Genomic DNA, 24,817 nt, shown 5'->3' with positions numbered 1-24,817 from the left:
ATGGCGCGTCAACGTCGTTGGGATCCCTGCGTCTCGCACCGCGCCGAAGCCGTTGACGGTTTCATCACGGATTACTTTGCTGCCGACGATCGACGCATCCTGTTCGTCGGCGGTGCAGGCTTTGATCCTCGCTCGACGGCGGTGGCGACGCGGATCGCCGCTGCGGCACCCGCCATGCGCGCGCTTCTTCTTCAAGAAAATCGGCCCACGCCGCCACAGGGTCTCGTCGCGCGCGCCACTGAAAACACGCGAGACCTCATGCAGATCTTGCCCGGCGCGACCATAGAGCCGGTTGAGATATTCGCCTCCGACGGTGCCGTCGTGGGCGGACGCAACGCCGTCGCGGTGATGGCGCGCCAAAACTTCGACGATCTCACCGACGTCGTGGTCGACAGCAGCGCCCTCTCCGTGGGGACGAGCTTCCCCATAATCCGCTATCTGGTGGAGCGGATCGAAGCAGGCGCTGGCCCTGTGAATCTGCACGTGTTCGTGGCCCACGATCCCAACCTTGATGCAGAAATCCAGTCAATCGCCGGCGATGCGCCCGGCTATGTCCACGGGTTCCGTGGCCGGTCCACGCTCGACGGCGCGGCGTCGGCCGCCAAGCTTTGGCTGCCTCAACTGGCGGTGCGCCGGAAGAGCGCGCTCGCCAAGCTGCATGACTTCGTCGAGCCTCATGACACCTGTCCAATTCTACCGTTCCCGGCGACCAATCCTCGCTTGGGCGACGAGCTGGCGGAAGCCTTTCTGAGGGAGTTCGAGAGCGCCTGGTCCGTGGACACGCGAAACATCGTCTACGCCGCCGAGGACGACCCTCTCGATCTGTATCGGACGATCCTGCGCCTAGACGATTTGCGACGCCCTGTGTTCGAAGAGGTGGGCGGGTCGATGCTCGTCTTGTCCCCCGTCGGCAGCAAGGTTATGGCCCTGGGCGCAATGATGGCGGCGCTGGAGCGCGATTTGCCGGTCGCCTATATGGAGGCGATCGGGTACGATCTCGACCAATCCGTCCCCACCGTGACCGAGACGTTCAATCTCGTCCATGTGTGGCTGGAAGGAGATGTCTATTCGCAGCCTCGACCAGCGCTGCACAGTGAAAGTGGCTCCGTGCGATGACGATGTCGCCTTCTCGTCCCCAGGTTTTCGGCACTGGACTGATCGCGCTTGATCTCGTGATGAGCGCCGATCCGGAAACGCCTGTACGATCCTGGGCCGGCGGGACGTGCGGCAATGTCCTGTCCATCCTCGCCTATCTGGGATGGGACGCCTACCCGATCGGGCGGATGAACGGGGATCCCGCTTCCCAGCGCGTCAAAGCGGACATGAAGCGCTGGGGCGTCCGGCTCGACTTCGCCAGCAGCGCCCCGACCTGCCACACGCCTATCATCATCCAGGAAATCCGGCGCAAACGCGATGGAACGCCCACCCATCGGTTCTCGTGGGCCTGTCCCCACTGCGGACAGTGGTTGCCGAGTTACAAGGCCGTCACGCTCCAGGCGGTCGAGGCCGTGGCCCCCCGTCTCGCCGGATCCGCGGTCTTCTTCATGGATCGGTTGTCGCGTGCCGCCCTGACCCTTGCCGAAAAGGCGGCGGACGAAGGCGCCGTCGTCATATTCGAGCCGTCCGGCAAATCAGATCCGAAGCTCTTCGCCGAGGCTCTGGCCCTGGCGCATGTCGTCAAATACGCCGACCAGCGACTGGCGGCGGTGGGCGGGGTGATGGGGGACGGATCGGCGACGCTGGTCGAAATCCAGACCCTCGGGGCATCTGGGCTCCGCTATCGCCATCGTCTCGGTCGCGGCGTTTCGGGTTGGAAGACGCTCGACGCGATCTCGGCGCCCCGTTTGGCCGACACCTGCGGTTCCGGAGATTGGTGTACGGCGGGCCTCATCGCCAAAGCGGCCAAAACAGGGTTGAGCGGCCTTAGAGCCGGAGGCGCCAAGGGTCTCGACGCCGCCCTGCGTTACGGTCAAACGCTCGCCGCCTGGAACTGCGGCTTCGAAGGGGCCCGGGGCGGCATGTACGCTGTCGAGCCTTCGCGTTTCGGGACGCAGATCGCGGCCCTTCACTCGGGAACCCAAGAGATCGCCGTCGCACCGCGGCGCGGCGCCTCCACCAAGGCGATCGCGTGCCCGGCCTGTCCTCCCGACATGCGGCGCGCGAGCGCGCCCAAGCGCAAGGCCGCGTGACGACCGCTGGATTCAGCCACGGCGCGGTCGAGGACGTCCGTCTCCGCTCGTCACCGATTGACTAGGGTCATTGGGCGACGGTTCCCGGCAGCATAGGCTCGTTCCAAGTCCTCTCGCACAGGGTGTCGAGATTTCCGGGCTCAGCCGGCTGGGCGGCGTAATAGGGACCTGTGAAGACGCCCTGCCCGGTGGCCCCGCTAGGCTCAGGACTCATAGCCAGAATAGCACGGTGGCGGCGAGGGCGATGGCGGACAGGAAGACGGTGGGGCATCGGTCGTATCGGGTGGCTACGCGACGCCAGTCTTTCAGGCGTCCGAACATGATCTCTATGCGGTTGCGGCTTTTGTATCGACGCTTGTCGTAGCGGATAGGCTCGTTGCGGGATTTGCGCCCGGGGATGCAGGGCGTGATGCCTTTGGCCTGCAAGGCGTCCCTGAACCAGTCCGCGTCGTAGCCCCTGTCGCCCAGCAGCCACTGCGCTCTTGGCAGGCTGTCCAGCAGAGCGGCGGCGCCGGTGTAGTCGCTGACCTGGCCCGCTGTCATGAACAGGCTGATCGGACGCCCCTTCGCGTCAGTCACGGCGTGAAGCTTGGTGTTCATGCCGCCCTTGGTGCGCCCGATCAGTCGCCCGAGACCCCCTTTTTTACACCCAGGCTCGAAGCCGTGCGGTGCGCTTTGAGATAGGTCGCGTCGATCATGACCGTGCGGCGTTCGGCCTGGGCGCCAGACAGGCCCTCCATGATCCGGACGAAGACGCCCGCCTCACTCCACCGCTTCCATCGATTGTAGAGGGTCTTGTGTGGTCCATAGGCCGCCGGCGCATCTCGCCAGCGCAGACCATTGCGGTTGACGAAGACGATCCCGCTCAGAACCCGCCGATCATCCACGCGGGGCTTGCCATGGCTCTTGGGGAAATAGGGCTGAAGCCGAGCCATCTGCTCGTCCGTAAGCCAATACAGGTCACTCATATCCAGACTCCTCAGGAGCCTGAATCAGATCGCGCGCCTCACATCAATGGGTCCTGAGCCTAGCGTCGAAAAGCGCAGGACGGCTCCGCCGAACAGATGGAAGAGGAGGCTTACTTTCCACCGAGTGCGGTGGCTCTCACATTCACCTAGAGGTCCTGCCTGGCCTATCAACGGCGCTAGCCGCGAAATCTCACGACTGATCCTAGGGTTGGAAAGGCATTGGGCCGATCCTCACTGACCTGAATCCGGGTGCCTCGAGATTGATGTCGATTTCGGTCGTGAAAGGCGCGAGGTAGGCTTGGGCGTCGAAGCCCCTGAACGTTACCCCAGCGGCTCGCAGCGCCGTGAAGACGCGAGAGATTGCGGATATGAAAACCGGCATCAGGTCCAGGTAGATCTGGTCCTCGGGGTAGCGCTGGAGAACGCCGTGCTGGCGGACCAGCGGGAGCCCTAGGCCGCGGTCGATGACCTCGTACCGCTTGATCAGCCTCGTCCCCTTCGTCCGCGTGTCGAGCAGAGGCGAGGCTCGCGCGGGATTCAGGCGCGCATCGATGTCGTCTAGCCGGACAAAGTGGGTCATGAGGACCGGGACCCCGTGCCGGGTCGGGTGTTTCGCGAGCAGGAACGCGGCTCCGTTCCATTTCTCGAACCCATCCTCGAGGTAGAGCCGTGAGAGAAAGCTGTGGAACAGGGGATGGTCGTGGTGGTGGAGCGCGTTTCGCACCGCGATGAGCAAGGCGGTGTCGCCGAAGTCAGAATAGGGGAAAGTCGTCTTCGAGACGTCGTATAGGCTATGGAAGGCGTTGAGCTTCGCCTCGAACGCGCGATCCAGGTTGTTGACCGCTTCCTCCCGATCGACGTCGAAGATGCCTGGAAACCGCAAGTGAGCCTCGACGTACAGCCGCATGGTATTGGCCAGGACGGCCACGGCGCGCTCGATGGCGCCCGTGTTGACGGGGGTGTTCGACATGGTTCGCTCGATGTCTTTTGGGGCCCACGCCTCACGGTGAAGGTGGAGGCCGCAGTTTTAAAGATGCTTCGCAGACGGGCGCCGCTGCCAGTCGTCCGGTGACGCCCGACTGGAGCGACAGACCAGCGGATGCCCTAGCGTCTCGGACGCAGGCTCGGGGGACCTGCAACGGCGTTCACGCCGATGACGCGGAAGGACTGGAACGCCTCGACCCCTGAAGGAGTCGTGTTGGCGGGGATCGTGCCGTTCTGCAGCCCGGTCAGTATCTGGGAAGCGGCAGCATCGGCGATCGACAGCGCGCTGTTCAGCACGCTTTCCTTGCCCGCGTCCGAACTGGCGTAGATCAGAGTAACGCCCTGCGGCAGGAACTCCCCGCTGTCCACCGGGACCGTGCGGGCATTGAAATCCTTCAACTGGCCGAGTTCTGAATCGACGATCAATCCGATCCTTTGGCCTGCTGCATAGAACCCTCGCTGCTTTAAGATTTCCAGCGCGCCCATCCACCCGAACGGCTCGGGCTTGGCGACCAAGTCTCCGTACTCGATGGCGAAGGGCGCGTCGAAGCGCCAGCCGCTCTCGACCTTCTCGGGACCGAGGACCACCTCGCGCTTCAGCGTTGCGACGCCCACCACTGACATGCGGCGGCCGTCGATGTCCTTGGTATTGGTGTCGACGGCGAAGACCCGGTCGAAATGGGTTGCCAGCGCGTCGCTGTCCTCGAACATCGCGGCGTGAGGCGGTTGAGGCATGCGTGACAGGACCTTCGGCGCCTTCGCACGCTCATACGACCGCTCCGAATAGACGTTCGTCATCTCCTGACCGAAACTGATCGCACCGGTTCGGGCATCGACCGTGAGGTTGAGTTCCGTGATCTCTCCCGTCGTCGTCCCGTAGATCGATTCCGACCGGGGCTTTCGGTCACCGCCGCGAGGTTTCTTGCTCATCGCATTCCTTGTTCAGCCCGGATCGCCCGCCCAGTGGATGTAAGGGACTGCGGCCCAGCGGCGAACCGGTTATGAGGCATGACGAACCAGAAGTGGAAGCCCCGTGTCGAAATCCGAAACCGTGTCGTTGATCGTGGCCGCGTCCAGCGAGGTCTTGGTCGCTCCAAATTTGGCGGCCATCTATTGCGATGAGGGCGGGGAAGCCGAACCGCAGCAGATCGGCACTGCGTTCATCCTCCAACATGCCGGCGCGCATGTCCTCGTGACTGCCGCCCACTGTCTGTACGGCCAGTCGAAAGGCCGGCCGGAGAACCCAGGCGACAAGATGGTCTTCCAGGGTCGGGGGGCTCCAGCGGCTCGGGGATATCACCACCTCCGAACTCGTCTCGGAGCGTCGCCATGACCTCGCGGCCGTCATGGTCAGGGGCTTCGACGGCGGCCTTCCGGGGGACGCGCTGACACACGCGCATGAGCATTCCCCTGTCATCGCTGTTCACGGCTATCTCGCGAGGGATTTCAAGAGGGACCGGACGGAGGGGATGCTCCGGCCGAAACCCTTCATCTACCAGAACGCACCCCGAGACTGCGTTGACGGGCGACTGCGTTTCAAATTTCCTCGGAAGAACTTCGATACATACACGAGCTCCCGGGTGGTCGCCCCAATCCCTGCGGCCTGTCAGGCGGACCCATCCTCGATGCGATCGCCCTTGCACAGGACAGGATCGGTATTGCCGGCGTCTTCACCGATTGGGACGCTGGAGTGGGTAGCGGCGCCTCGCGAGAGGTTCTCGTCGCCCTACTGCAGATGCTTGTTCCTACGACCGATAACTCGCCGTAGTCCGGCTCGATCCGAGGAGCCGCGTGCCATACTCGTCCGCCAAGGTTCGAGGTCCACAAGGCCGTGTCGCTCCAGATCCACGCGATCTTCGCTGACTACACGCTCCTGATCGAACCCCTGTCGCTCGACGAGGCCTGTCCCGACGTCTCCGACAACCGGCGCGGCCTGATCGCGGCGATCTTTCGTTCGTCTAACGATGCGGTCTTCGAGCGCCCAGATCCGTACCTGTTGATCAATCATAGCTCTGGAGGTCGGATGGGCGGCCTATATCCAAGCATCCGAGCATTTGCCCCGTGAAACTGCCTTATGCTGTGCGTCAACAATCATGGTGTTCGGATGCGATTTTCGGCGATACGCCAGCCGCGATGGATGTAGCCTTTGCTTTCTTCACGCAGGTGCTTTCGGTCAGTCGGTCCGGCACTGAAGTCGAGGATCAGGTCGTCGCCTTCGAGGTGAGTGGAAGCCGCGAAATGTTGAGCCGCCAGCCTCGCAAGGAGCTTGTCCTCGGTTTGCAACGGGACGCCGTGTTTCACGGCAACTCCCAAAATCAAGCAGTCCCGGACCGTGTTGACGAAATTTGCCTTGGGCGCGTGGCTCGTCAGGAGGACGTCCAAAATCTCCAACCCCAATCCCGCCGCTTCAGGCTCTAGCGCGAACCCTCGGAACCCTCGGTCGAGCAAGAAGCGGAAGCGCTGCCTCAGTTCCCGCTCGTCGGCCTTGCCAAGACCCTCTACAGCCGCGTTGAAGATCTCTGGCCGACCAGAATTGATCGCTTGGGTCACCGCCAAGCTGCCGTACTCCACAATGGGTTTGTGATCGCCTCCAAGGTCAATCAGCAGCCGGTCCGTGCGGTTCCGGCGGCTGGAATGCGTGGGAGAGGGAGCCTGCTCGGGGCTGCCCACCAGTGCGTGAAAGCCCAAGCGCAGGGGCACGTAGTAGCGCGCGCGCTGCGGGTCCTTGCTGTAGGCCTTGAGGAACTCAAACGCCGAAACCGAGGCGACAGCACCGAGCATTACTGGCGGACGGCGTCCCGCCTGCATGTTTATCAAGATCTGGGTGTCGATCATCCGCATGGCAGTCGTTCCTCGCGGCTTCGCCGTCGTCCTGGATCTGCCCCTCGTGAAGGACGGCGTCCAGTGGAGGAAAGCGCATGGGAGGACAGGAGTCGCAGAAGGCCAGTCTACAGGACACATCCAACGTTTCCCCAGCGCGCCGGATGGACGACTTAGGCTCAGGACTCATAGCCAGAATAGCACGGTGGCGGCGAGGGCGATGGCGGACAGGAAGACGGTGGGGCATCGGTCGTATCGGGTGGCTACGCGACGCCAGTCTTTCAGGCGTCCGAACATGATCTCTATGCGGTTGCGGCTTTTGTATCGACGCTTGTCGTAGCGGATAGGCTCGTTGCGGGATTTGCGCCCGGGGATGCAGGGCGTGATGCCTTTGGCCTGCAAGGCGTCCCTGAACCAGTCCGCGTCGTAGCCCCTGTCGCCCAGCAGCCACTGCGCTCTTGGCAGGCTGTCCAGCAGAGCGGCGGCGCCGGTGTAGTCGCTGACCTGGCCCGCTGTCATGAACAGGCTGATCGGACGCCCCTTCGCGTCAGTCACGGCGTGAAGCTTGGTGTTCATGCCGCCCTTGGTGCGCCCGATCAGTCGCCCGAGACCCCCTTTTTTACACCCAGGCTCGAAGCCGTGCGGTGCGCTTTGAGATAGGTCGCGTCGATCATGACCGTGCGGCGTTCGGCCTGGGCGCCAGACAGGCCCTCCATGATCCGGACGAAGACGCCCGCCTCACTCCACCGCTTCCATCGATTGTAGAGGGTCTTGTGTGGTCCATAGGCCGCCGGCGCATCTCGCCAGCGCAGACCATTGCGGTTGACGAAGACGATCCCGCTCAGAACCCGCCGATCATCCACGCGGGGCTTGCCATGGCTCTTGGGGAAATAGGGCTGAAGCCGAGCCATCTGCTCGTCCGTAAGCCAATACAGGTCACTCATATCCAGACTCCTCAGGAGCCTGAATCAGATCGCGCGCCTCACATCAATGGGTCCTGAGCCTAGCAGGCCGCGAAGCGTGATCCGATCATTCAGTAAACGGCGCGCGACATTCGCCAAGCCGCCACCGTTAGGCCTCAGGGATGAGGGGTCCTTATTCGACGCCGATCACACCGCTAGTGAATCCCTTTTCTACGCCGATCCACACTTCAGCGCCTATCTCGCCGCTTTCGAGACGGTATAATCACCTGATCGGCCAGCAGACGGTCGAGCTTCAGGGGCGACCGCTCCACCGGTCGCCAGCTACACGATCAATCGCGGGTCGGTTGACCGCCCCATCGTCGATCCGCCCACGCCCGGCCCCCAATCCGGGAGTCGATCGCCACCTGACCCCGGAGTTTCCATGACCAAGGCGTCTGATCTGTTCGTCGCCTGCCTCGAACAGGAGGGTGTCGAATACGTGTTCGGCGTGCCGGGCGAGGAGAACCTCGACCTTCTGGATAGTCTGTCCCGATCAAAGCAAATCCGGCTGATCCTCACGCGCCACGAACAGGGCGCAGGGTTCATGGCGGCCACCTATGGCCGGCACACCGGCAAGGCCGGCGTCTGCCTGGCGACGCTGGGTCCAGGCGCGACCAATCTCGTCACCACGGCCGCCTATGCGCAACTGGGCGGCATGCCAATGATGATGATCACCGGCCAGAAGCCGATCAAGTCCTCCAAACAGGGCAGATTCCAGATCCTGGACGTGGTCGACATGATGCGGCCGATCACCAAATACACCCACCAACTGGCCTCGGCCGACAACATCCCCGCCCGGGTGCGCGAGGCCGTGCGCCTGGCCCAGGAGGAAAAGCCAGGCGCGACGCATCTGGAGCTTCCCGAAGACGTCGCCCGCGAACAGACCGACAACGGCCCGATCCCCGCGAGCCAGGTGCGCCGTCCCATTCCCGACCCCAAGTCGATCCAGATTGCAGCCGACCGAATTGCACGGGCCAAATCCCCGCTTCTGATCGTCGGGGCGGGCGCCAACCGCAAGATGACCAGCCGGATGCTTACCGAGTTTGTCGAAAAGACCGGCATCCCCTTCATCACCACCCAACTGGGCAAAGGCGTCATCGACGAGCGCAATCCGAAATATCTGGGCTGCGCCGCCCTCTCGTCGGGCGATTTCGTCCATCGCATCGTCGATGCGGCGGACGTCATCATCAATGTCGGCCATGATGTCATCGAGAAGCCGCCCTTCTTCATGACCGCAGGGGGCAGCGAGGTGATCCACATCGGCTTCCGCACCGCCGAGGTGGATCCCGTCTATTTCCCCCAGATCGAGGTGGTCGGCGACATAGCCAACGCCATCTGGCAGCTGAAGGAAGCCCTTGAGCCGCAGGCCCGGTGGACATTCGCGGATATGGAGCGGTTCCGGCGCGCCGAGGTCGCGCATTCTGCCGCCTCGGTGGGCGACACGCGCTATCCGGTCTATCCGCAATACCTGGTCGACCAGATCCGGCAGGTGATGCCGGACGACGGCATCGTCTGCCTCGATAACGGCGTCTACAAAATCTGGTTTACCCGGAACTACCCGGCCTACATGCCCAACACCATGCTGGTGGACAACGCGCTGGCCACAATGGGCGCCGGCCTGTCCTCGGCGATGGCGTCGGCCATGATCTGCCCGGGGCGAAAGGTCATGGCCGTCTGCGGCGACGGCGGCTTCATGATGAACAGCCAGGAGATGGAAACCGCCGTCCGGCTGGGGCTCAACCTGGTCGTTCTGGTTCTCAACGACAACAGTTACGGCATGATCCGCTGGAAACAGGCGCATATGGGTTTTGACGACTGGGGTCTGACCTACGGCAATCCGGACTTCGTCAAATACGCCGAGTCCTACGGAGCGCACGGGCACCGCGCGACCAGCGCGGAAGGCCTGCCAGACCTGTTGCGGGCCTGTCTCGATACGCCGGGCGTCCATCTGGTGGAGGTTCCGGTCGACTACGCCGACAACGACCGTATCCTGAACACTGACATTCGTGACCTGAGCGCCGCGCTCTAGGTCAGCCGCCAGCCCCATGCCGGAGCAATCCTTTGCCCTCCCTGAAGACGTCCTATCCGCTCTACCTGGCCAATGAGGCGCTGAGCCCGAACCAGGACCTCGCGGTTACCAACAAATACTCCGGCGAGGTGGCGACACGGGTCGCCCTGGCCGACGCGGCGACGATCGACAGGGCCATTGGCGCGGCGGTTCAGGCCACGCGTCCGATGGCCGAGATGGCGGCATACGAACGCCAGGCGGTCCTCGCCCATTGCGTGACGCGGTTCCAGGAGCGGGCGGACGAACTGGCCTATGCCCTGTGCATCGAGGCCGGCAAGCCGATCCGGGACTCGCGTGGCGAGGTCAGCCGGCTGATCGACACCTTCCGCATCGCGGCCGAGGAATCCGTGCGCATGACCGGCGAGGTCCAGCCGCTGGACATCTCCGCCCGCGCCAAAGGCTACCAGGGCATGTGGAAGCGGGTTCCGATCGGCCCCTGCTCCTTCATCTCGCCGTTCAACTTCCCTCTGAACCTCGCGGCGCACAAGATCGCCCCGGCGCTGGCCGTCGGCTGCCCCTTCGTGATGAAGCCTGCCTCCAGGACGCCGCTGGGCGCATTAATCATCGGCGAGGTGCTGGCCGAGACCGACCTTCCCAAAGGCGCCTTCTCCATCCTGCCGGCGACCCGCGACGGCGCGGATCTCTTCACCACCGACGACAGATTGAAGCTGCTTTCGTTCACGGGCTCGCCAGAGGTGGGCTGGGCCCTCAAGGCCAGGTCCGGCAAGAAGAAGGTGGTGCTGGAGCTCGGCGGCAATGCCGCAGTGATCGTCGATCGCGATACCGATCTGGAGGACGCCACGGACCGGATCATCTTCGGGGCCTTTTACCAGTCGGGGCAGTCCTGCATCGGCGTCCAGCGCATCCTGATCCACGAGGACATTTACGAGGCTTTGCGGGACATGCTGGTCACCAAGGCCCGTGCGCTTGTCTCTGGCGATCCTCTGGACGAGAACGTCTTCATCGGTCCCATGATCGACGAGGGGGAGGCGCGCCGGCTTGAGAGCTGGATCGCCGAGGCGACCGCTGCAGGCGCTACCCTGCTGTGCGGCGGCCGTCGCCAGGGCGCGATGCTGGAAGCGACGCTGCTGGAGGGCGTCGGTCGGGGCCTGAAGATCCGCGACGAGGAGGCGTTCGGGCCAGTCGCGATCCTGTCCCGCTTCTCCGATTTCGAGGTTGCCCTGAAAGAGGTCAACGACAGCCGGTTCGGCCTGCAGGCTGGGATCTTCACTCGCGACATCCATAAGGCTATGCGGGCCTGGGAGGTCCTGGAGGTCGGCGGCGTGCTCATCGGCGACGTTCCCAGCTATCGCGTGGACAACATGCCCTATGGCGGCGTCAAGGATTCCGGGCTGGGCCGCGAAGGGGTCAAGTTTGCCATGGAAGACATGTGCGAAATCCGCAACCTGGTGATCAGAAGACACGGGTAGTCGGCAGCGCCGTCTCCCTCCCAGTCAGCCAAGGTCTCTTCCTCGCGCAGAGCAGCGGTTCGTAACGTCGATTGGCGTTGGAAGTTTCGCGGGTTCTGAGATCTGATTCCTACCGGTTGGTCACTGTCTCAAGGTGACTCAGTATGAGCGAAGAGCGGCGTTCTCCGAACGTTGGGCCTAGCCGAACAATTGGTAGGATATCTCCGGACGGCTTGCCGGCCAGTTTCGCGGTCACCTTGCAGCTTATCTCCAAGAAGGAGTCGGCCCTCGGGAATCAAGGGTCGGACTCCGTAGCGGAACGCTCACCATTCCATCCGCCGCCATTGCTTGATTCACATCCAGGGACGCACCGCCGGGTCCTGTCTATGACCGCTTCATCGCGTCATGCCCCCTGAAGTTCCGGGCATTAAGCGGAGTTCAGAAACATACCGCTAGCCCCAAGATTCGACATTCCCACGAAGGTCCGAAACAACATCATCCACGGCATGAAAGCCGCCGATATCTCTGAGAACCGGCGCCAATCGACCAATTATCGTGAGTGCCGCTTTTCGCTCCCTGGCACCGGCATCACTCAGGACATCGATCAATACGGCTCGCTTCTCCAGGTGGCCGAGTCCGATCAAACGCTCGAGCCAGACTTCAGCGTAAAAGTCATGACGGTCTTCTTTCAGAAGATTCTCGACGAGGTCGGAACTCGCCCAGGCCTTCGCCTTCTCCTCCTCCACTGCGGCTCTCCGCCACGTATCTGCCGGCGCCCCGACCGTCGACCGCCGGACGGAACGGCGAGCGGCGCCGCGTTCCGTCTTGGGCAACAACTCAAAGAGACGCTTCCACTCCATCTCCAGATTGGAAAAGATGGCGTCCTCCGTACTGAGACATACATCAATGAAACGCGCCTTCGCCTCAACCTGCAGATCGCCCTCTTCCGGCAAGGCATTTGCCCAGGCACCGACATCCGCCTTCATCGCATCTGAAAAATAGGGGCAGACCTCTTCCAGCAAGGAGGCCGCCCAAAAGGCGTCGGGATGCTTCTTCAGGGCGTCGATGATTCGCTGTTGCTGATCGCTGTTGAACTTGTTGGCGAACGCGGACGCAACGCGGGCGAGCGGTATTTCGAAGCCGATCCGCCCCATCAGTTTCATCGCGTCTGCGGAAGCTCCAGAACTCGCCTGGCGACCCAGTTCGGCAGCGGCGTCGCCAAGTTCATGCCAGTCTTGCACGCGGCGCGGGATGAGAGCGTTGGTGACGATTGCCCGGAGCGCCTGGGTATCCAAATCCCATCCCCGAACGACGGCGGCTGAAATGAGGATGGAGTCGAAGCCTCGCTCGGTAGCCAAAAGGCAAAGGTCTCGAAGTTTGTTCTGACGTTCGGTGCCGGTGCTTTGAGAAATAAGGGCGGCATAGCCCTCAACAAGCGCATAACCGTCTTCCACCGCGTCCAAGATAGACATCGCTGCTTGTCGGATCTCATCCGGCCCGCTCACTGCGAAGTTGGCGGCCAGGGCGGCCACGACATCGTCGTCATCGATTTCGCGGAGTAACCGGAGCGCCTCGACTGGACGGCTGTGCAAGAAGGTTTCCGCGAAATCCCCAAGCAGCCAGTTGGGATCATGTTCGTCCCATGCGCGGCTATCCACGGGAGCATTGAGATCCGCGAGCAGCATTGGTTCGATGGCGAGACGTTCATCGTCATCGAGTTCACGGCAGAGATCCACAAGGATCGGTGCCCTGATCGACGGATGCATATCTCCCTGCCGACACAGGTCCAGGGCCCGATGAATCCACGGGCCGGAATGACGGCGAGCCAACGCTCCGAGGCTCGCCGCTACTTCCCATCCGCCCACCTCGTCTACAGCGTCCAGAAATTCATCGATGAGACAAGCGGGGATAGAGGGCGCCAGAAGCACGAGGGCTTCACCACGACGACCTTCCGATATTGAGCGAGCCGCCAGAAGGAGTTCCGCCGCAAGGTCCTCGTCGGCGGCCCATGCGATTTCGCGCATTGCCGCCAGTTTCCAGGTGTCTTCTTCCCGAACCTCAAAGAGTCGGCGCAGAAGTCGGAGACGCCGATCAAGCGACAGGTTCTCAAACGCGCCGGAGTAGCTGAAGTCCTCACGAAACTCGTCGATGTGCGCCAGGAAGGTCACTTCGATCTTAGCCTCCACGTCCGGCCGCATCGACTGCGGCATGGCGGGCAGAAGTGTAGCAAGGCCATAGACGCGGCCGACGGGATCTGTGGCGCGGGCGACAATCTCGAGGCCTATCTCGAGCGGCGTGTCGTGCAGACGAAGCCAACGGCCTTGCGCCTTGCCCCCTTCAACCATGGCCTCAACGGCGGCATCGCGTTCCTTCGGCGGCAGCACAGGCAGTAATGCGCCGGTGATTTCCAAACGTCCCTGCCGCTTCTCACTGGCGAACGCCAACGACAGCACCTCGCTGGCTCGCTCCTCGCCCAATGCCGCCGCGACTTCAGCCAGCAGTTTCGGGTCAAGCCTGAGATTGCGCACGGTCGCCAGTTGGCTGAATACAATTTCAGCAGACCATATCCTCAGTCTCAAAGCGGCGGTGAGGACGTTCTGGTCCAGGCCGTTGGCGATTGTTCGGACGGTCGCCGTCGTCAATGCGCAGTGCGCCAAGGAGGCCAGCCCCCCTCCCTCGCCGGTGCTCTGGAACACCGCCGAGGCGGCTTTTCGGCACCTGCTGACGTCTGTGAGAAAGCCGGAGAGGCTCGGATCCAGGGCATAGCATTGGTCAGCCCATGCCCGCGTGGTCAACGCCTTCAGACGAAGGTGTCCCACCGCCGCCCGCTCAAGATAGGCGCCGAGGTGGGACACGAGATGAGGCGAAATCCTCTGGTTCTCCGCTTCGAGCGACGATAGTTCACCCTCACCCCAATCGATGAACCGTCTTTCGAACTCAGCCCGGCGTCTTGGCGGCATCCACTCTTCCCGGAAGAAGTCGGCAAGCCGGGGATGCGCAAATGCGATATCGTTTACCTTGCCTTCCCCGACGATCAGGCGAGACAGACAGGCCAAGGCAGTATCTAGCTGCAGCAGACTAACCCCGTTCGGACTGAGCCTGGGATTTGCCAAGTCGCTGCGCGACAGAGGCCCCAGCGCGCAACTCAGAACGCAGGTCAGCGACTCGACCAGACTAAGTGTCGAGGCGTCCAGACCGCTCCACAAGGCCTTCTGATCGGCCCACCATCTCTTGATGAAGCCGTCGAGGCCCGGCGTGACGTCCGACAAGGCGGCCAGGCTGACGGATGCCTCGGTCACGCCGTCCAAATAGAGACGCAGGACCACTGGATCGCCGTCGACCAAGGTCGTGATCCGTTCCGCGAGCGTCGCGTCAACGCCAAAGGCGCGGAGTCCCTCGTACACTTCGCTTCTCGACAACAGACCGAGGTCGCTCGATGGCGCTCCGAGTAGCGCGAGTGGATCGTCGCTCGCTACCGGGCGGCCGGCGAGAAGCACCTTGAGGCCGAGGGGTGGCTCCGACGGAAAGATATCTGCCGTGACCTCAAAATCCGCCGCTTCGTCGAGGCCATCGATGATCAGGAGCAGGGGCACCTCGCCGGGCAACGGTCTGGCCAGAAGATCGGCGATCAAGCCTTTGGCCTGCTCCACGTCGATATCGATCCACTCTGGAAGAGGGCGGCCGTGAAGCGCCGAAAGCCGGCTCAAGATGGAGACAAGAACGACTTGGGCGAGATTGGTCCGATATCGCGCGCTGATGGGCATATGCACCACTGCAGCGGCGTTCTCGAGAGAGGCGATCCAATTGACGATCAGGCCAGATTTTCCGCGACCTGCAGCCGCGCGCAGGAGCTTGTATGGGCTATCGGGCGCCTCGCGCCATTGATCCAGTTCGGCAAGTTCCTTTGTCCTGCCGACGAAGGGCGCAGGCGCCGTCTCTCTCCCTAGATACTGACGAGCAAAGCGGTCGATCCGGTTCTGAAAATCAGTTACGGGTCCGCTCTCCACGCCGAGGCGGGCGAGTGCGGCGTAGTGGCGCCTCACCACAGGTGGGTGTCGGTCGAGCATCGCCAGGATATCGCCCCAGCCAACAATCTCCACTCCGAATCCGCCTTGGTTCCGATACGCCTCGTCTAGACGACGCGCTTCTCGCTGAAGGGGCTCGTCGTTCGGCGTCGTAGTCGCGATCACGAACCGATCGAGAGGAGGTTCGAACTCCAAAGCCTCCGAGACGATATCGGCGAGATCAGCAGGCTTGAGCTCAGAGCCTCGGCCCGAGAGCTTGCATTGAATCCCCGCCCATTCGTCTCCAATCCGGGCGACGATATCGACCCCAAATTGTTTCTGACCATTCCGGCCAATCCGATTGGCGTTGCTGGCGTTCCAGTCACTCGTAAACAGATCATGGCATAGGGCTTCGAACGCTTGCCACGAGCTTGGAGGCGGTAGATCGAAGCCGGTCACACTCATTGGTCCGCCCCGTTCGCAGAATTGATTTCTACGGGATAGTTCGGCAAGGCTGGCGTGAAGTCATCGAAAAAAGCGAGGTCGCGCCGCGCGAGCCGATACGGTGGTTCGCATCAGTTCCGGCCTATAGATCTGCTCGACACCGTGAGCGGCACTGAGCCTGGATACAGAACCTCGGATCTTGCGGCCTAAATGTCCGAGGTTCTGAACCCTTAACCGTGAGCGCTTCGTACGCGTTGCGCGTGGGCGGATCCTAGAACCTCATGGCCTGGCTGAGTCGGGCCGCCGTCTTGTTCGCTACCAGCTTCAAGGGATCGTCGCTGAGATGGGCATAGATCTCTGTCGTCCGGGCCTGCTTGTGACCCAGCACCTTCCCCACCAGGAATAGCGAGGCGCCGTCAGCAATGGCGAAACTCGCGAAACTATGCCTGAGGTCGTGGAGCCGGACGGTCGTCAGCGACCGAACCTCACGAAGGTCGCCGCCCAGGTCTTGGATCCGACGATGCAGGATCGCATCCGCCCTCGCCTTAACCTTGGTCCACAGGTTCGGGAGGCCGACGAAGTGGCCGTCTCCCTTAAGGGCGGGCAGCACCCAGGGCGATCCGGTGCCAATCGCCGGCGTCGTGTCCCCCGAGTTGTGGCCCCTCGACGCCTCAGGCGCGCGGGTCTCGTCCCAACGACGACGGAGCACCGCGATCGCATCGTCGGCCAAGGGCACTACTTTGGCTCCGGTCTTGGATTCTGGAAGCCGCAGACACCCCTTCGACCAGTCGATGAAGTCCCACTGCAAGGTCAGGATCTCCGACTTGCGGCAACCCGTCAGCATCAGCAAGCGCACCGAGTCGGCCATGACGGCGTAGCGCTCGTCCTCCCGCTCAAACTCCGCCAGGGCCTCCGCGAGCGCCGCGATTTCCCGCTCGGAGAGGTATCGCTCCTTGCGGATCGTTTTGAACCTTTCGACGCCTTTGGTCGGGTTCTTCTGGAGGTACTCGGCCTTGATCGCGAACTCGTAGACCGCCCCGAGCGTGATCACCGCCATCGCGGCCACGCGCTTGCCGCCCCTCACCTTTGACCGGCGACGGTGTCCAAGCATGACGTTTCTGGCCGTCTTGCCCTGGGAGATGTCGAGCTGCATCCGCGACACGTCCATCGCGGTGACGTCGCGAGCCAGATGCCGTCCGAGCAGCGGCTTGATGTGGCAGTCGAACATGATGCGGTTCGTCTCCCAGCTTGAGTCCTTCTTGTTCGGCTTCAGCGCGGGTCCCTGCTCGAGATAAAGGTCGGTCAGCGCTTCCACGGTCAGCGCGTTCCTGTCGGCGACCTTCTGGGCTTGGGGATCGACCCCGTCCCTCACGTCCTGAAGTTTCTCGATGGCCCGGTCCCGGGCCTCATCGAGACCATACCCGCCGTCGGCCTTTCCCAAGGTGAGTTTCCGGAACCGGCCTCCCAGTCGATAGAAGAGGACGTAGCTGCGCCCGCCGCCGGGCCTGACCCGGACTCCAAAGCCCGTGACCTGGGTGTCCCACACGCAGAACTCGGCGGCTGCGGGTTCTAGGTTTTCAATCAGTTTCTTCGTCAATTTCGGCATCGAAACGCCCAAAAAAAGGTAGCGCATGGGTAGCAGAAAGTCCGATTTGCTACCTGTTTCCGCGATTTGCATATCGTACCGGAAAACAGGATTTCGACAATCTTTTCCGTAAGTTGAAACAGGATGAGATGGCCTGAAAAGGCATGAAATAGGAACATTATCCTAATGCCCTTCACCGTATCAGCATGGTTGCCGACCAGGCCGTAGAACGCGAACTCCTCCGCCTGCGCGCAGCCGTCCAGCAGCGCTTGGCCGATCTGTCGCGTGACGGCGAAGTCCATGTGAGGCGGGAATTCAAATCGACGCTGACATGGCCGCCCGCGAGCGTCCTCGTGATTCTCGATGTGGATCATATCGAGGCCTGGGAGCAGGCGCTTGTCGCCTCGTGGGAGCCTTTTCTGGACGCCGCCGGGGATGGACGGCGTCTCTTCCTGGTTCCCCGCATCGCCGGGGTGGCCATCAGTCGCCTGACGGTCGAGGGTCTCAAGACCGGCTTTCCGTCGCCCTATGCTGCGGACGGCTGGCTGACGAGCTGCGGAGCGGTTGTGCTTGAAGACGAACGCGCCCGACGTCTTTCGACCCTGATGGACGCCCTCGCCATCCAGGACGGCATGCGTAATTGGGAATTCGGCGGCGAAAGGCGGCCGGAACTCGAGCGCACCACACTCGACGCGGCGACGGCGGACCGGGCTAATGTCGAGGCGACGGTGATGGCGTCGGCCGCCGCAGAAGCGGGCGAATTCACCAAATCCTTGGCCGCCTTCATCCAGGGAATCGACAGCGGCGAGTTCAACTTCGCCGCCGAGATGAATGCGACCCTGAGAGGCTACGACACCTTTGTCGGTCAACAGCTGAGTGTGCTGGTCCGCGTGATGCTGCTAAGCGACCTCATCGCGCAGCTGACGGCGGAGACCATCGCTCCGGAAGCGTAGGTCCAGTCGGCAAGGTCTATCTGCCGCGCCTTCGCCTGGACGCCATGGCGATCGCGGCCCGGTCCAGACTGGACGCACACCTACCGGGCGCGGACGTTCAGGTCGAAGGTCGGGAAGCGGAGGCCGGTCAGCTGGTGCTGGATGTCACGGTCCATGACCGAACGGACGTTGCGGCTGTTCGAGACGCCTTGGCCGTCTTCACCTGCGCCAGCACGGTTCGGGAGGCCCGCTAGCATTCGGCCGATCATCGCCCGAGATCCTGGCCCGCCTGCCTGCCCGTCAAGATCTGCGCGAAGCCACGAGCGTCGAGCGACAGGGTCACCGTCTTGCCGAGACCGGGCGGCGTCCTGCCGACTCCCAGTCGCCCATAGTGTTCCGAGCCGTCGGCCGCGCGCACCACCACATAGGCGGAGCCGCCCAGTTCGTCGTGGAGCCCCGTTTTCACCACCCGACCGCGGACCGGCTCCTTCCCGAGCTGCTCAACCGAACGCGCTCCTTCAAGCCGTCTCTGATTGAGCGTCCGGATCACATCCTTCGACAGTTGCAGCCGACGCAGCTTCGCCTCCAGATCGGGCGAGAGCCGGAATCGTTTTCCGGCTCGCTCCGCCAGTCCAAGCCTTTCAAGGTGACGCAAGCGGCCCCGTGTAAGCGCAGTCCAGGCGTCCGTGCCGCCGACCCCGTCCTCGACCCGCCCATCGGCGTCGGCCGCGGCCACCAATCGCCTGTCGAAGGCGGTGAAGCGATCGGCCTCGGTTTCGCGCCAAACCCGCCGCTCCGCGTCCTGGCGGCTGAGGTCCCCAAGCCGTTCCTGGGCGACTTCCTGGGCCCGGGCGCGAAAGCCGAAGGCGATGTAGTCGCGCGGAATGACGAGGTCCCTCCCGTCGCTTCGCCGACCCCGCACGAGGACATGGGCGTGTGGCTGGTCGGTGTCGAAATGGCAGACGGCGATCCAGTTCAGAGCCGGCTCTCCGAGGTCATCGGAGACCCGCGACAGAACCTCTCTCGTGTAGCCCCTGAGGTCTGCGATCCGATCGCCGTGTTCAGGCGAGATAATGAAGCGGAAGTGATGCCGGTCCTTGGCCCAACCGTCCGTCGCCGCACCGGCGTCTACGCCGTCATGGACCGGTCCAAAGAAGGCGGCGTGTTCGCCGTCCTCGCCTGCGCCCATCCGGCCGAGGTAGCTGATATGCGCGGCCAGGGCCGCACCGCGCGCGAACCCTTTGCCCATGTGTCTGGATACGAGGGCCTTCACCGTCACCCGCTGACGGACATCGAGGCGAAAGGGTCGGCCAGACCGATTCTGGGCGGCGCGCAGACATCCCGCCCGATCCCCGTAAGCGAACAGACGCGACGCGGCGAGGCGCTGGAACATCGCCACACGCACACTGGTCTTGTCCGATTTCAGGCGCTGCGGAAGGCGGACACGCAGGGTCGAGACGTCGTCCCTGGACGCGGCGGTGAGCCGCACCTCGATGGCGGTTCGGACCTGCATGGCGGGTGCTCCAGCGATTGCAACGCGGTTCCGAACCGCCAACTCATTGCAAGTCGAGGGTCCTGTCCGCAACCGAAGCAAGTGTCTGTCAGGACTGAAGAAAGCAGAAGGGCGAAACCCCTCTTTTATCTTGCCCTAAGTTCCCAATCTGACGATTCCCGCCTACTGTCGCCAACAGTGATCATAACCGATCATACGTTGGCCGGGCTGACGCCGTCCGCAGGTCAGACTACCGTAGCTCCGGATGACAAAGAAAAACCCGCCCGGCCGAAGCCGAGCGGGTCGCTGATAGAGGCGCTGTGGTTCAGGCGGCTCGCGCCTTGATGGGCAGGTGCCGCAGTCCGTTCTCCATCGCCTTCTGTCCGAGGTTGAGCGCTGGTCCGAAAGGCCGCCGGTCCTCCCGCGTCCGGTCCACCGAATGCACCAGGGTGAGGCAGACCTCCGGCTCGAGCGCGATCAGGTCGTCGTTCGCCCGGAAGGGAGCCGCCTTGCCGTGCGTGTCGAAATCCGCGCGGGCGAGGATCAGCTTCACCCCCTTCTGCTGGGCCCATCTGATCGCGAGCTTCTCCGAGCCCTTCGCCCCCGTCGTCGCCAGAGCCATGTCCGGCCATTCCTGCTTCGCCCAGTTCAGGGCGTCGAAGATCCGCCCCGCGTCCTCCGCGCTGTCGGCCGTCGGCGCGCCCCGGAAGGCGACCACCGGGCCGCTCGGATCCGCCTCGCCTGACTTCCGGTTACGGATCGCCCGGATCGCCTGTTTGGCTTCGAGCTGCGCCGCCGTCAGGTGGGTGCCGCGCCGCGATCCCCGCCAGGCGGTCCAGACCTCGCCGGTCGCGATCGTCCAGGCCTCGGAGGCCGCGTCACGGATCAGCTCGCAGGCCTGCGTCGCCGCATCGCCTACTCGAGCCTTCGCCGTCGCTTCCTGGAGTTCGACGTCCGCTGCCTCCGATCCGTCGAAGTCGCGGTCGAGCGATCGCATCGTGTCGCGCGCCCGGTCCGCGTCTCTCTCGATCCGTCCGGCCGCCGAGTGGAAGGCGCCGATCAGGGCCTCCCCGATGATGGTCTGGTAGTCCTCAAGCGCGGTGTCGGAGATCACGTCCACGAGTTCGGTCATGAGCGCGCGCCCGAGTTGGATCAGGGCGTCTTCGGTCGGGTGCGGACGCCCGTCCCCCAAGGACGCGGTCAGGTCGTCGAAGGCGGAGTCGGTTTTCGAGGAAGCGAAGAAGGCGGTATTGAAGCGGGTCATTGGAACATTCCTTGAGAATGCCGTGCGCCCCATGCGCAACGACCCCGGTCTTGGCCACAGCGGGGTCCCCGGCAGTCACCGGAGCGGAGGGCTGCTTGCCCTCCGTGGAGGGGAACGGCGAAGCCGTTGACTTCCGGGGTGCTGTGACAAGATCGGAGGGCGTTGTGTGGGGGCAAGTCGTCGTCGCCCTTCGCGACGACGACACAGCTCGGCGCATCGCTTGCGCCGATACGGACGAAGAAGGCGCACGACCGCTCGAGGCGACGGCGGCAAACCGCCGTCGTTCCCCACGGCCAGCCCCGAGCGGTACTGACCGTCTGGGCGGCCCCGACGGGACCGCCCTGCGGATCGGTCAGGCGGCCTCGCCCAGTTCGTCGAGCGCATACTGGATGGCGTCTCGGATCGTCTTGTCAGTCATCCGGTCATGGCCGCCGTCATAGGTGGCGGGCACGCCGTTCCACAGGCTGCCAGTCGACAGGATCATGAACCGTCCCCTCAACCACCGGACCATCAGGCGGGCGCTCGACGGCAGCGGGATTTCCTCGCCGTCGCCGTCGTGCCCGAGAATGCCTTCATCCCATGCCGCTCGGGACTGATAGACGCCCGGTTCGAGTTCGAGTACCTCCTGTCGCCCCCCCTCCCGGCGACGGGCGAGAACGATGTCACGGTCGTAATCGTCATCGAACCGCTCGTCCTCGAGCGGGACCAGGTCGATCGGGTCGGCTTCGAGGATGAAGAAGGACTCCGCCAAGGCGTCGGGGAAGCTTTCAAGCACGAGGCGACGGGGCTTCACCACATAGACGTGGCGATCCCTGATCCTGAGCTCGAGGCATCCATGCTCTTGCGAGCGAGCGGCGCCCTTCAGGTCCATCCCGCCGCCTGTCGGCAAAAGGGCGTGGTTGTCGGTTGCGCCGAGCACCCGGTTCAGCACCCGAACGATGGCGTCGACATCGTCCCACGTTCGTGTCGGCGAAAGCGGTCCCAAAAGCGGATCGACGACCGCACGCTCCCATTTGCCCCGCGCCTCGCTCTGAAACGCGGTCACCCTTCGCGCCGGCGGGCGCTGGGGCGGGACACCCCCGGCGGCGTCCCCCAGCCGAGCCGAGATCATGCGGCGCGCGTGAGCGTAGTTCTCATAGCCGGACCGCTGGGCGGCCCGGTCGAGCGCGACCGACTGGGTCACGTCTTCTTCGACTTTGATGTGATGCGCCATCCGCTTGAGGCTGGCGACGGTAGCGACAGGTTTAAAGGGCTTCGACATGCCAAATCTCCTGGCCCACGTCTCGAAGCGTCGCCCGTCAACCACCTCACCGCGGGCCCGAGTTTGACAACATCGGGTTCAGCGTTCTTGGACAGCGCTGCGGACAGCTTCGCTACTGACGGGCGGCCGGCTCCTGTCGAGAGCCGAGGCTCAGATTGATCCAAAAATCGGGAATGGGAAAGTCCTTTTCAGCGCGGGCCGCCATGCGGCTCACGCCAGTCCCGCCAGATGCATCAGGTCCTCGGCGGAAGGGGGTTTGGGGCGATAGGCCAAGGTCGCATGGGCCGCGCAGAAGGCCCCGCGTTCCGCAGGGCGACCGCACAGGCTGAAGTCCGTCTCGGCCGGATCGCCATAGGGCCAGCGGCAGGCGTCGCGCCTGATAGACAGGATGGTGGCGGTGCCGTCTGAAGGAACCTCCGGACCTGGCTGGCCGGGATACGGCTGTGAGGCGTGTCTGGCAGGCCGGCCTCGCGACAGACCCAGGCGCGTCACCTTGCTCAGGACAGAGTCGCGGGTGATGCCGCCGCCCAGGGCGCGGGCTATGGCGGTGGCGCTCAGCCCCTGACCCCAGAGGCGGCTCAGCTGATCGATACGGACGTCGGTCCAGGCGGACATGGCGGTCTCCTTCATCGAGCCCCGATGGCTCGCCCGGCCGCGCCCTTCCTCCCGTCTCCGCCGCCAACATGAAGAGGGCCCGGGGCACGACGCGCTCCGGGCCCTCCAGTCCTCGCTCCGATCAGAACGGAATGTCGTCGTTCAGGTCGTAGCCGCCACCCGCCTCCACGCCGCGGTCGGCGACGCCTGAGCCGCTCGCGGCCGGTTCGCTGGCGGCACGCCGGTTCTTCAACCGAATGTCGCTGACGACGAGGCGCAGGTCGTAATGTTCGACCCCGTCCTTGCCCGTCCAGGTGTCGTTCTCGACATGGCCCTGGATGACAACGCGACTGCCCTTGCGGGCATAGGGCTGGATGTAGTTCTCAGCCGTTGCCTCGTTGAAGCAGATGCAGTTGAAGCCGGTGGTGCGCTCGCCGGGCTCGCCATTGGCGCGCCGGAAGCGAGTGGTTTCCAGGACGCGGAAGCTTGCGCGCTTCTTGCCTGAGCCCTGCGCCGCCAGGATCGAGGGATCGGCGGCCAGATAGCCTTCGAGGGTGAGGGTTTGCATGATCAGTCTCCTTGATGATGAGTGGAAGGGAGGGTCAGGCGGCGACCCGGTCGTCCGCCGCTTCGGACTGGCGGTCCTCGGCCCAGTCGAGGACGGTGAGCCGGTTGATCACCAGCTCCTTGGCCGTCCGTTCCGACCCGTCCCGTGCCGTGTAGGCGGTGTCGATGAAGGCGCCGATGACGACGGCCTCGCATCCCTGGGCCAGCCCACGGGCGATGACCTTCTCGTTGAGGCCCTTCGACCAGCTGACGCAGTTGACGCCAACCAGCCGGGGCTTGCCGGCATTGTCGGTCCCGCGCTGCTCGAGCAGGCGGAAGACCGCCTTGCAGAAGTCGTCACTGATCTGGGGGTCGGCCGCGAGGCGGCCCGTGAACACCATGGTCTGCATGTCAGTCTCCTGTTGATCCGAAGCCGCCGGGGAGCCGATCTCCCCAATCCCGCTTCACCCGAGACCTCCCTTCCTCCCCCGCCCGCCCGCCCGGGCGCTTTCGCCCGGGCGTGAAGGCCGGGACTGTCGCCATCCATCCGTTTTCGCGCGATGGTGACGGATGTGCGTTCTCACCCTCGCCTGGGATGTCCATCAGGACTGGCTGTTGATTGCGGCCGGGAACCGCGACGAGGCCCACGACCGTCCGTCCGCGCCGCTGGCGCGCTGGAACGACGGATCGGGCGTCATCGGGGGGCGGGATCTTCGGTCCGGCGGCATGTGGCTCGGCGTCTCGGAAACCCACGCACGGTTCGCCGTCGTCACCAATGTCACCGGCCCGGGGCCCACCCGACCCTGACCGGCTAAGCCGAGGCGGGCTGGTGCACGACGCCCTCGTCGGACGGGTGCCGTTTGCGTCCCCTGAGCCCAGCCGCTTCAACCCGTTCAACCTGATCGTCGTCGCCGAAGACGCGGCCATGGAGCGCACGAACCGTCCTGAGCCGTTGACCCGGGCATTGCCGCCCGGTTGGCACGCGCTTTCGAACGGCCTCCTGGATGCGCCCTGGGATCAAAAGGAGCGGCTGACTGCAGCTGCGCAGGCCTGGCTCGCGGGTGCGCCTGCGCGGCCAGAAGGGCTTCTCTCGACCCTCGACGATCGCAAGCAGGGGCGACCGGCCGAGGCGGACCGGCCGATCTTCCTCCTCAATGATCTTTACGGGACGCCGTGCAGCACGGTCGTCGCCGTGGATCGGGTCGGGCGTGGGCGTGTCTGGGAGCGACGATTCGATGCTGCCGGCGCCGTCACCGGAGAAACGGAGATCGCGTTTCACTGGCTGATCTGACGTC

General features: G+C 63.9%; 22 protein-coding genes. 8 read left to right on the top strand and 14 right to left on the bottom strand.

Annotated features, from left to right (window positions below):
* Complete coding sequence (locus AC3IPP_RS02950) at window positions 1–1,116, top strand: hypothetical protein (protein WP_489150307.1); 1,116 nt, start codon at window positions 1–3, stop codon at window positions 1,114–1,116.
* Window positions 1,113–2,189, top strand: a complete 1,077-nt coding sequence (locus AC3IPP_RS02945; RefSeq protein ID WP_489150306.1) for a PfkB family carbohydrate kinase — start codon at window positions 1,113–1,115, stop codon at window positions 2,187–2,189. The genes AC3IPP_RS02950 and AC3IPP_RS02945 overlap by 4 nt, the downstream gene beginning before the upstream one ends.
* Before the next feature lie 210 nt (window positions 2,190–2,399).
* Here AC3IPP_RS02945 and AC3IPP_RS02940 read toward each other — a convergent pair.
* The 3 genes from AC3IPP_RS02940 to AC3IPP_RS02930 form a co-directional block, all read right to left on the bottom strand.
* Window positions 2,400–3,157, bottom strand: a protein-coding gene (locus AC3IPP_RS02940) for an IS5 family transposase (RefSeq protein WP_315050520.1) whose coding sequence is annotated in 2 segments (ribosomal slippage) — window positions 2,400–2,839 and window positions 2,839–3,157 — 759 coding nt in all. Because the reading frame shifts where the segments join, the coding sequence is not laid out codon by codon here.
* 202 nt (window positions 3,158–3,359) lie between these two features.
* Window positions 3,360–4,127: a hypothetical protein gene (locus AC3IPP_RS02935; RefSeq protein ID WP_489150305.1), complete on the bottom strand. Its 768-nt coding sequence runs from the start codon at window positions 4,125–4,127 to the stop codon at window positions 3,360–3,362.
* 134 nt (window positions 4,128–4,261) lie between these two features.
* The gene (locus AC3IPP_RS02930) at window positions 4,262–5,071 is read right to left on the bottom strand and encodes a hypothetical protein (protein WP_066629742.1); all 810 of its coding nucleotides are present in this window, start codon (window positions 5,069–5,071) and stop codon (window positions 4,262–4,264) included.
* A 901-nt stretch (window positions 5,072–5,972) separates the two neighbouring features.
* Between AC3IPP_RS02930 and AC3IPP_RS02925 the strand changes: the two genes are divergently transcribed.
* Window positions 5,973–6,206, top strand: a complete 234-nt coding sequence (locus tag AC3IPP_RS02925; protein ID WP_489177436.1) for a hypothetical protein — start codon at window positions 5,973–5,975, stop codon at window positions 6,204–6,206.
* Between the two features lie 26 nt (window positions 6,207–6,232).
* Here the strand turns inward: AC3IPP_RS02925 and AC3IPP_RS02920 are convergent, their stop codons facing one another.
* Window positions 6,233–6,982 (bottom strand): hypothetical protein, encoded by a 750-nt coding sequence (locus AC3IPP_RS02920; RefSeq protein WP_066629746.1) that lies wholly within the window; start codon window positions 6,980–6,982, stop codon window positions 6,233–6,235.
* Between the two features lie 165 nt (window positions 6,983–7,147).
* Window positions 7,148–7,905 (bottom strand): IS5 family transposase gene (locus AC3IPP_RS02915; RefSeq protein WP_315050520.1). Its coding sequence is split into 2 segments (ribosomal slippage): window positions 7,148–7,587 and window positions 7,587–7,905, totalling 759 coding nucleotides; the frame shifts between segments, so codons are not numbered across the junction.
* 400 nt (window positions 7,906–8,305) lie between these two features.
* On the opposite strand from AC3IPP_RS02915, the gene AC3IPP_RS02910 reads away from it, so the two are divergent.
* Together AC3IPP_RS02910 and AC3IPP_RS02905 are read left to right on the top strand one after the other, a co-directional pair.
* Window positions 8,306–9,952, top strand: coding sequence for an acetolactate synthase large subunit (locus AC3IPP_RS02910; RefSeq protein WP_066628889.1), 1,647 nt, complete (start codon window positions 8,306–8,308; stop codon window positions 9,950–9,952).
* A 32-nt stretch (window positions 9,953–9,984) separates the two neighbouring features.
* Window positions 9,985–11,421, top strand: coding sequence for an aldehyde dehydrogenase family protein (locus AC3IPP_RS02905; protein ID WP_066628886.1), 1,437 nt, complete (start codon window positions 9,985–9,987; stop codon window positions 11,419–11,421).
* A 431-nt stretch (window positions 11,422–11,852) separates the two neighbouring features.
* On the opposite strand, the gene AC3IPP_RS02900 is transcribed toward AC3IPP_RS02905, so the two are convergent.
* Together AC3IPP_RS02900 and AC3IPP_RS02895 are read right to left on the bottom strand one after the other, a co-directional pair.
* Window positions 11,853–15,863, bottom strand: a complete 4,011-nt coding sequence (locus AC3IPP_RS02900) for a hypothetical protein (RefSeq protein WP_157076469.1) — start codon at window positions 15,861–15,863, stop codon at window positions 11,853–11,855.
* 256 nt (window positions 15,864–16,119) lie between these two features.
* The gene (locus AC3IPP_RS02895; protein ID WP_169802127.1) at window positions 16,120–17,481 is read right to left on the bottom strand and encodes a tyrosine-type recombinase/integrase; all 1,362 of its coding nucleotides are present in this window, start codon (window positions 17,479–17,481) and stop codon (window positions 16,120–16,122) included.
* Window positions 17,482–17,639: 158 nt separating this feature from the next.
* Here AC3IPP_RS02895 and AC3IPP_RS02890 point away from each other — a divergent pair, with 158 nt between their 5' ends.
* Window positions 17,640–18,386: a hypothetical protein gene (locus AC3IPP_RS02890; RefSeq protein ID WP_489150304.1), complete on the top strand. Its 747-nt coding sequence runs from the start codon at window positions 17,640–17,642 to the stop codon at window positions 18,384–18,386.
* An 80-nt stretch (window positions 18,387–18,466) separates the two neighbouring features.
* Here AC3IPP_RS02890 and AC3IPP_RS02885 read toward each other — a convergent pair whose 3' ends face one another.
* From AC3IPP_RS02885 to AC3IPP_RS02855, 7 genes are all read right to left on the bottom strand, one after another.
* Window positions 18,467–18,622 carry a hypothetical protein gene (locus AC3IPP_RS02885; protein ID WP_489150303.1) on the bottom strand — a complete coding sequence of 52 codons (156 nt, stop codon included), beginning with the start codon at window positions 18,620–18,622 and terminating at the stop codon, window positions 18,467–18,469.
* A gap of 8 nt (window positions 18,623–18,630) precedes the next feature.
* Window positions 18,631–19,878: a DUF3363 domain-containing protein gene (locus AC3IPP_RS02880; protein ID WP_489150302.1), complete on the bottom strand. Its 1,248-nt coding sequence runs from the start codon at window positions 19,876–19,878 to the stop codon at window positions 18,631–18,633.
* Window positions 19,879–20,182: 304 nt separating this feature from the next.
* Window positions 20,183–21,121 carry a DUF2493 domain-containing protein gene (locus tag AC3IPP_RS02875; protein ID WP_489150301.1) on the bottom strand — a complete coding sequence of 313 codons (939 nt, stop codon included), beginning with the start codon at window positions 21,119–21,121 and terminating at the stop codon, window positions 20,183–20,185.
* Window positions 21,122–21,473: 352 nt separating this feature from the next.
* On the bottom strand, window positions 21,474–22,382 hold the full coding sequence (locus tag AC3IPP_RS02870; RefSeq protein ID WP_489150300.1) for a hypothetical protein: 909 nt from the start codon (window positions 22,380–22,382) through the stop codon (window positions 21,474–21,476).
* A gap of 210 nt (window positions 22,383–22,592) precedes the next feature.
* The gene (locus AC3IPP_RS02865; RefSeq protein ID WP_489150299.1) at window positions 22,593–22,997 is read right to left on the bottom strand and encodes a GcrA family cell cycle regulator; all 405 of its coding nucleotides are present in this window, start codon (window positions 22,995–22,997) and stop codon (window positions 22,593–22,595) included.
* A gap of 121 nt (window positions 22,998–23,118) precedes the next feature.
* Complete coding sequence (locus AC3IPP_RS02860) at window positions 23,119–23,544, bottom strand: single-stranded DNA-binding protein (protein WP_433949943.1); 426 nt, start codon at window positions 23,542–23,544, stop codon at window positions 23,119–23,121.
* A gap of 34 nt (window positions 23,545–23,578) precedes the next feature.
* Window positions 23,579–23,932: a single-stranded DNA-binding protein gene (locus AC3IPP_RS02855; RefSeq protein WP_489150298.1), complete on the bottom strand. Its 354-nt coding sequence runs from the start codon at window positions 23,930–23,932 to the stop codon at window positions 23,579–23,581.
* Between the two features lie 160 nt (window positions 23,933–24,092).
* On the opposite strand from AC3IPP_RS02855, the gene AC3IPP_RS02850 reads away from it, so the two are divergent.
* Both AC3IPP_RS02850 and AC3IPP_RS02845 read left to right on the top strand, forming a co-directional pair.
* Complete coding sequence (locus tag AC3IPP_RS02850) at window positions 24,093–24,329, top strand: NRDE family protein (RefSeq protein WP_489150297.1); 237 nt, start codon at window positions 24,093–24,095, stop codon at window positions 24,327–24,329.
* Between the two features lie 22 nt (window positions 24,330–24,351).
* Window positions 24,352–24,813 carry an NRDE family protein gene (locus AC3IPP_RS02845; protein WP_489177435.1) on the top strand — a complete coding sequence of 154 codons (462 nt, stop codon included), beginning with the start codon at window positions 24,352–24,354 and terminating at the stop codon, window positions 24,811–24,813.
* The last annotated feature ends 4 nt before the right edge of the window (window positions 24,814–24,817 follow it).

The organism is Brevundimonas sp. KH_060 (genome assembly GCF_057838275.1).
This window is presented reverse-complemented; position numbering and strand designations above follow the sequence as displayed.

Coding starts and splice junctions, on each gene's coding strand:
- AC3IPP_RS02950 (WP_489150307.1), top strand. CDS start 1: ATGGCGCGTCAACGTCGTTGGGATCCCTGCGTCTCGCACCGCGCCGAA.
- AC3IPP_RS02945 (WP_489150306.1), top strand. CDS start 1,113: ATGACGATGTCGCCTTCTCGTCCCCAGGTTTTCGGCACTGGACTGATC.
- AC3IPP_RS02935 (WP_489150305.1), bottom strand. CDS start 4,127: ATGTCGAACACCCCCGTCAACACGGGCGCCATCGAGCGCGCCGTGGCC.
- AC3IPP_RS02930 (WP_066629742.1), bottom strand. CDS start 5,071: ATGAGCAAGAAACCTCGCGGCGGTGACCGAAAGCCCCGGTCGGAATCG.
- AC3IPP_RS02920 (WP_066629746.1), bottom strand. CDS start 6,982: ATGCGGATGATCGACACCCAGATCTTGATAAACATGCAGGCGGGACGC.
- AC3IPP_RS02910 (WP_066628889.1), top strand. CDS start 8,306: ATGACCAAGGCGTCTGATCTGTTCGTCGCCTGCCTCGAACAGGAGGGT.
- AC3IPP_RS02895 (WP_169802127.1), bottom strand. CDS start 17,481: ATGCGCTACCTTTTTTTGGGCGTTTCGATGCCGAAATTGACGAAGAAA.
- AC3IPP_RS02890 (WP_489150304.1), top strand. CDS start 17,640: ATGGTTGCCGACCAGGCCGTAGAACGCGAACTCCTCCGCCTGCGCGCA.
- AC3IPP_RS02885 (WP_489150303.1), bottom strand. CDS start 18,622: ATGCTAGCGGGCCTCCCGAACCGTGCTGGCGCAGGTGAAGACGGCCAA.
- AC3IPP_RS02880 (WP_489150302.1), bottom strand. CDS start 19,878: ATGCAGGTCCGAACCGCCATCGAGGTGCGGCTCACCGCCGCGTCCAGG.
- AC3IPP_RS02875 (WP_489150301.1), bottom strand. CDS start 21,121: ATGACCCGCTTCAATACCGCCTTCTTCGCTTCCTCGAAAACCGACTCC.
- AC3IPP_RS02870 (WP_489150300.1), bottom strand. CDS start 22,382: ATGTCGAAGCCCTTTAAACCTGTCGCTACCGTCGCCAGCCTCAAGCGG.
- AC3IPP_RS02865 (WP_489150299.1), bottom strand. CDS start 22,997: ATGTCCGCCTGGACCGACGTCCGTATCGATCAGCTGAGCCGCCTCTGG.
- AC3IPP_RS02860 (WP_433949943.1), bottom strand. CDS start 23,544: ATGCAAACCCTCACCCTCGAAGGCTATCTGGCCGCCGATCCCTCGATC.
- AC3IPP_RS02855 (WP_489150298.1), bottom strand. CDS start 23,932: ATGCAGACCATGGTGTTCACGGGCCGCCTCGCGGCCGACCCCCAGATC.
- AC3IPP_RS02850 (WP_489150297.1), top strand. CDS start 24,093: ATGTGCGTTCTCACCCTCGCCTGGGATGTCCATCAGGACTGGCTGTTG.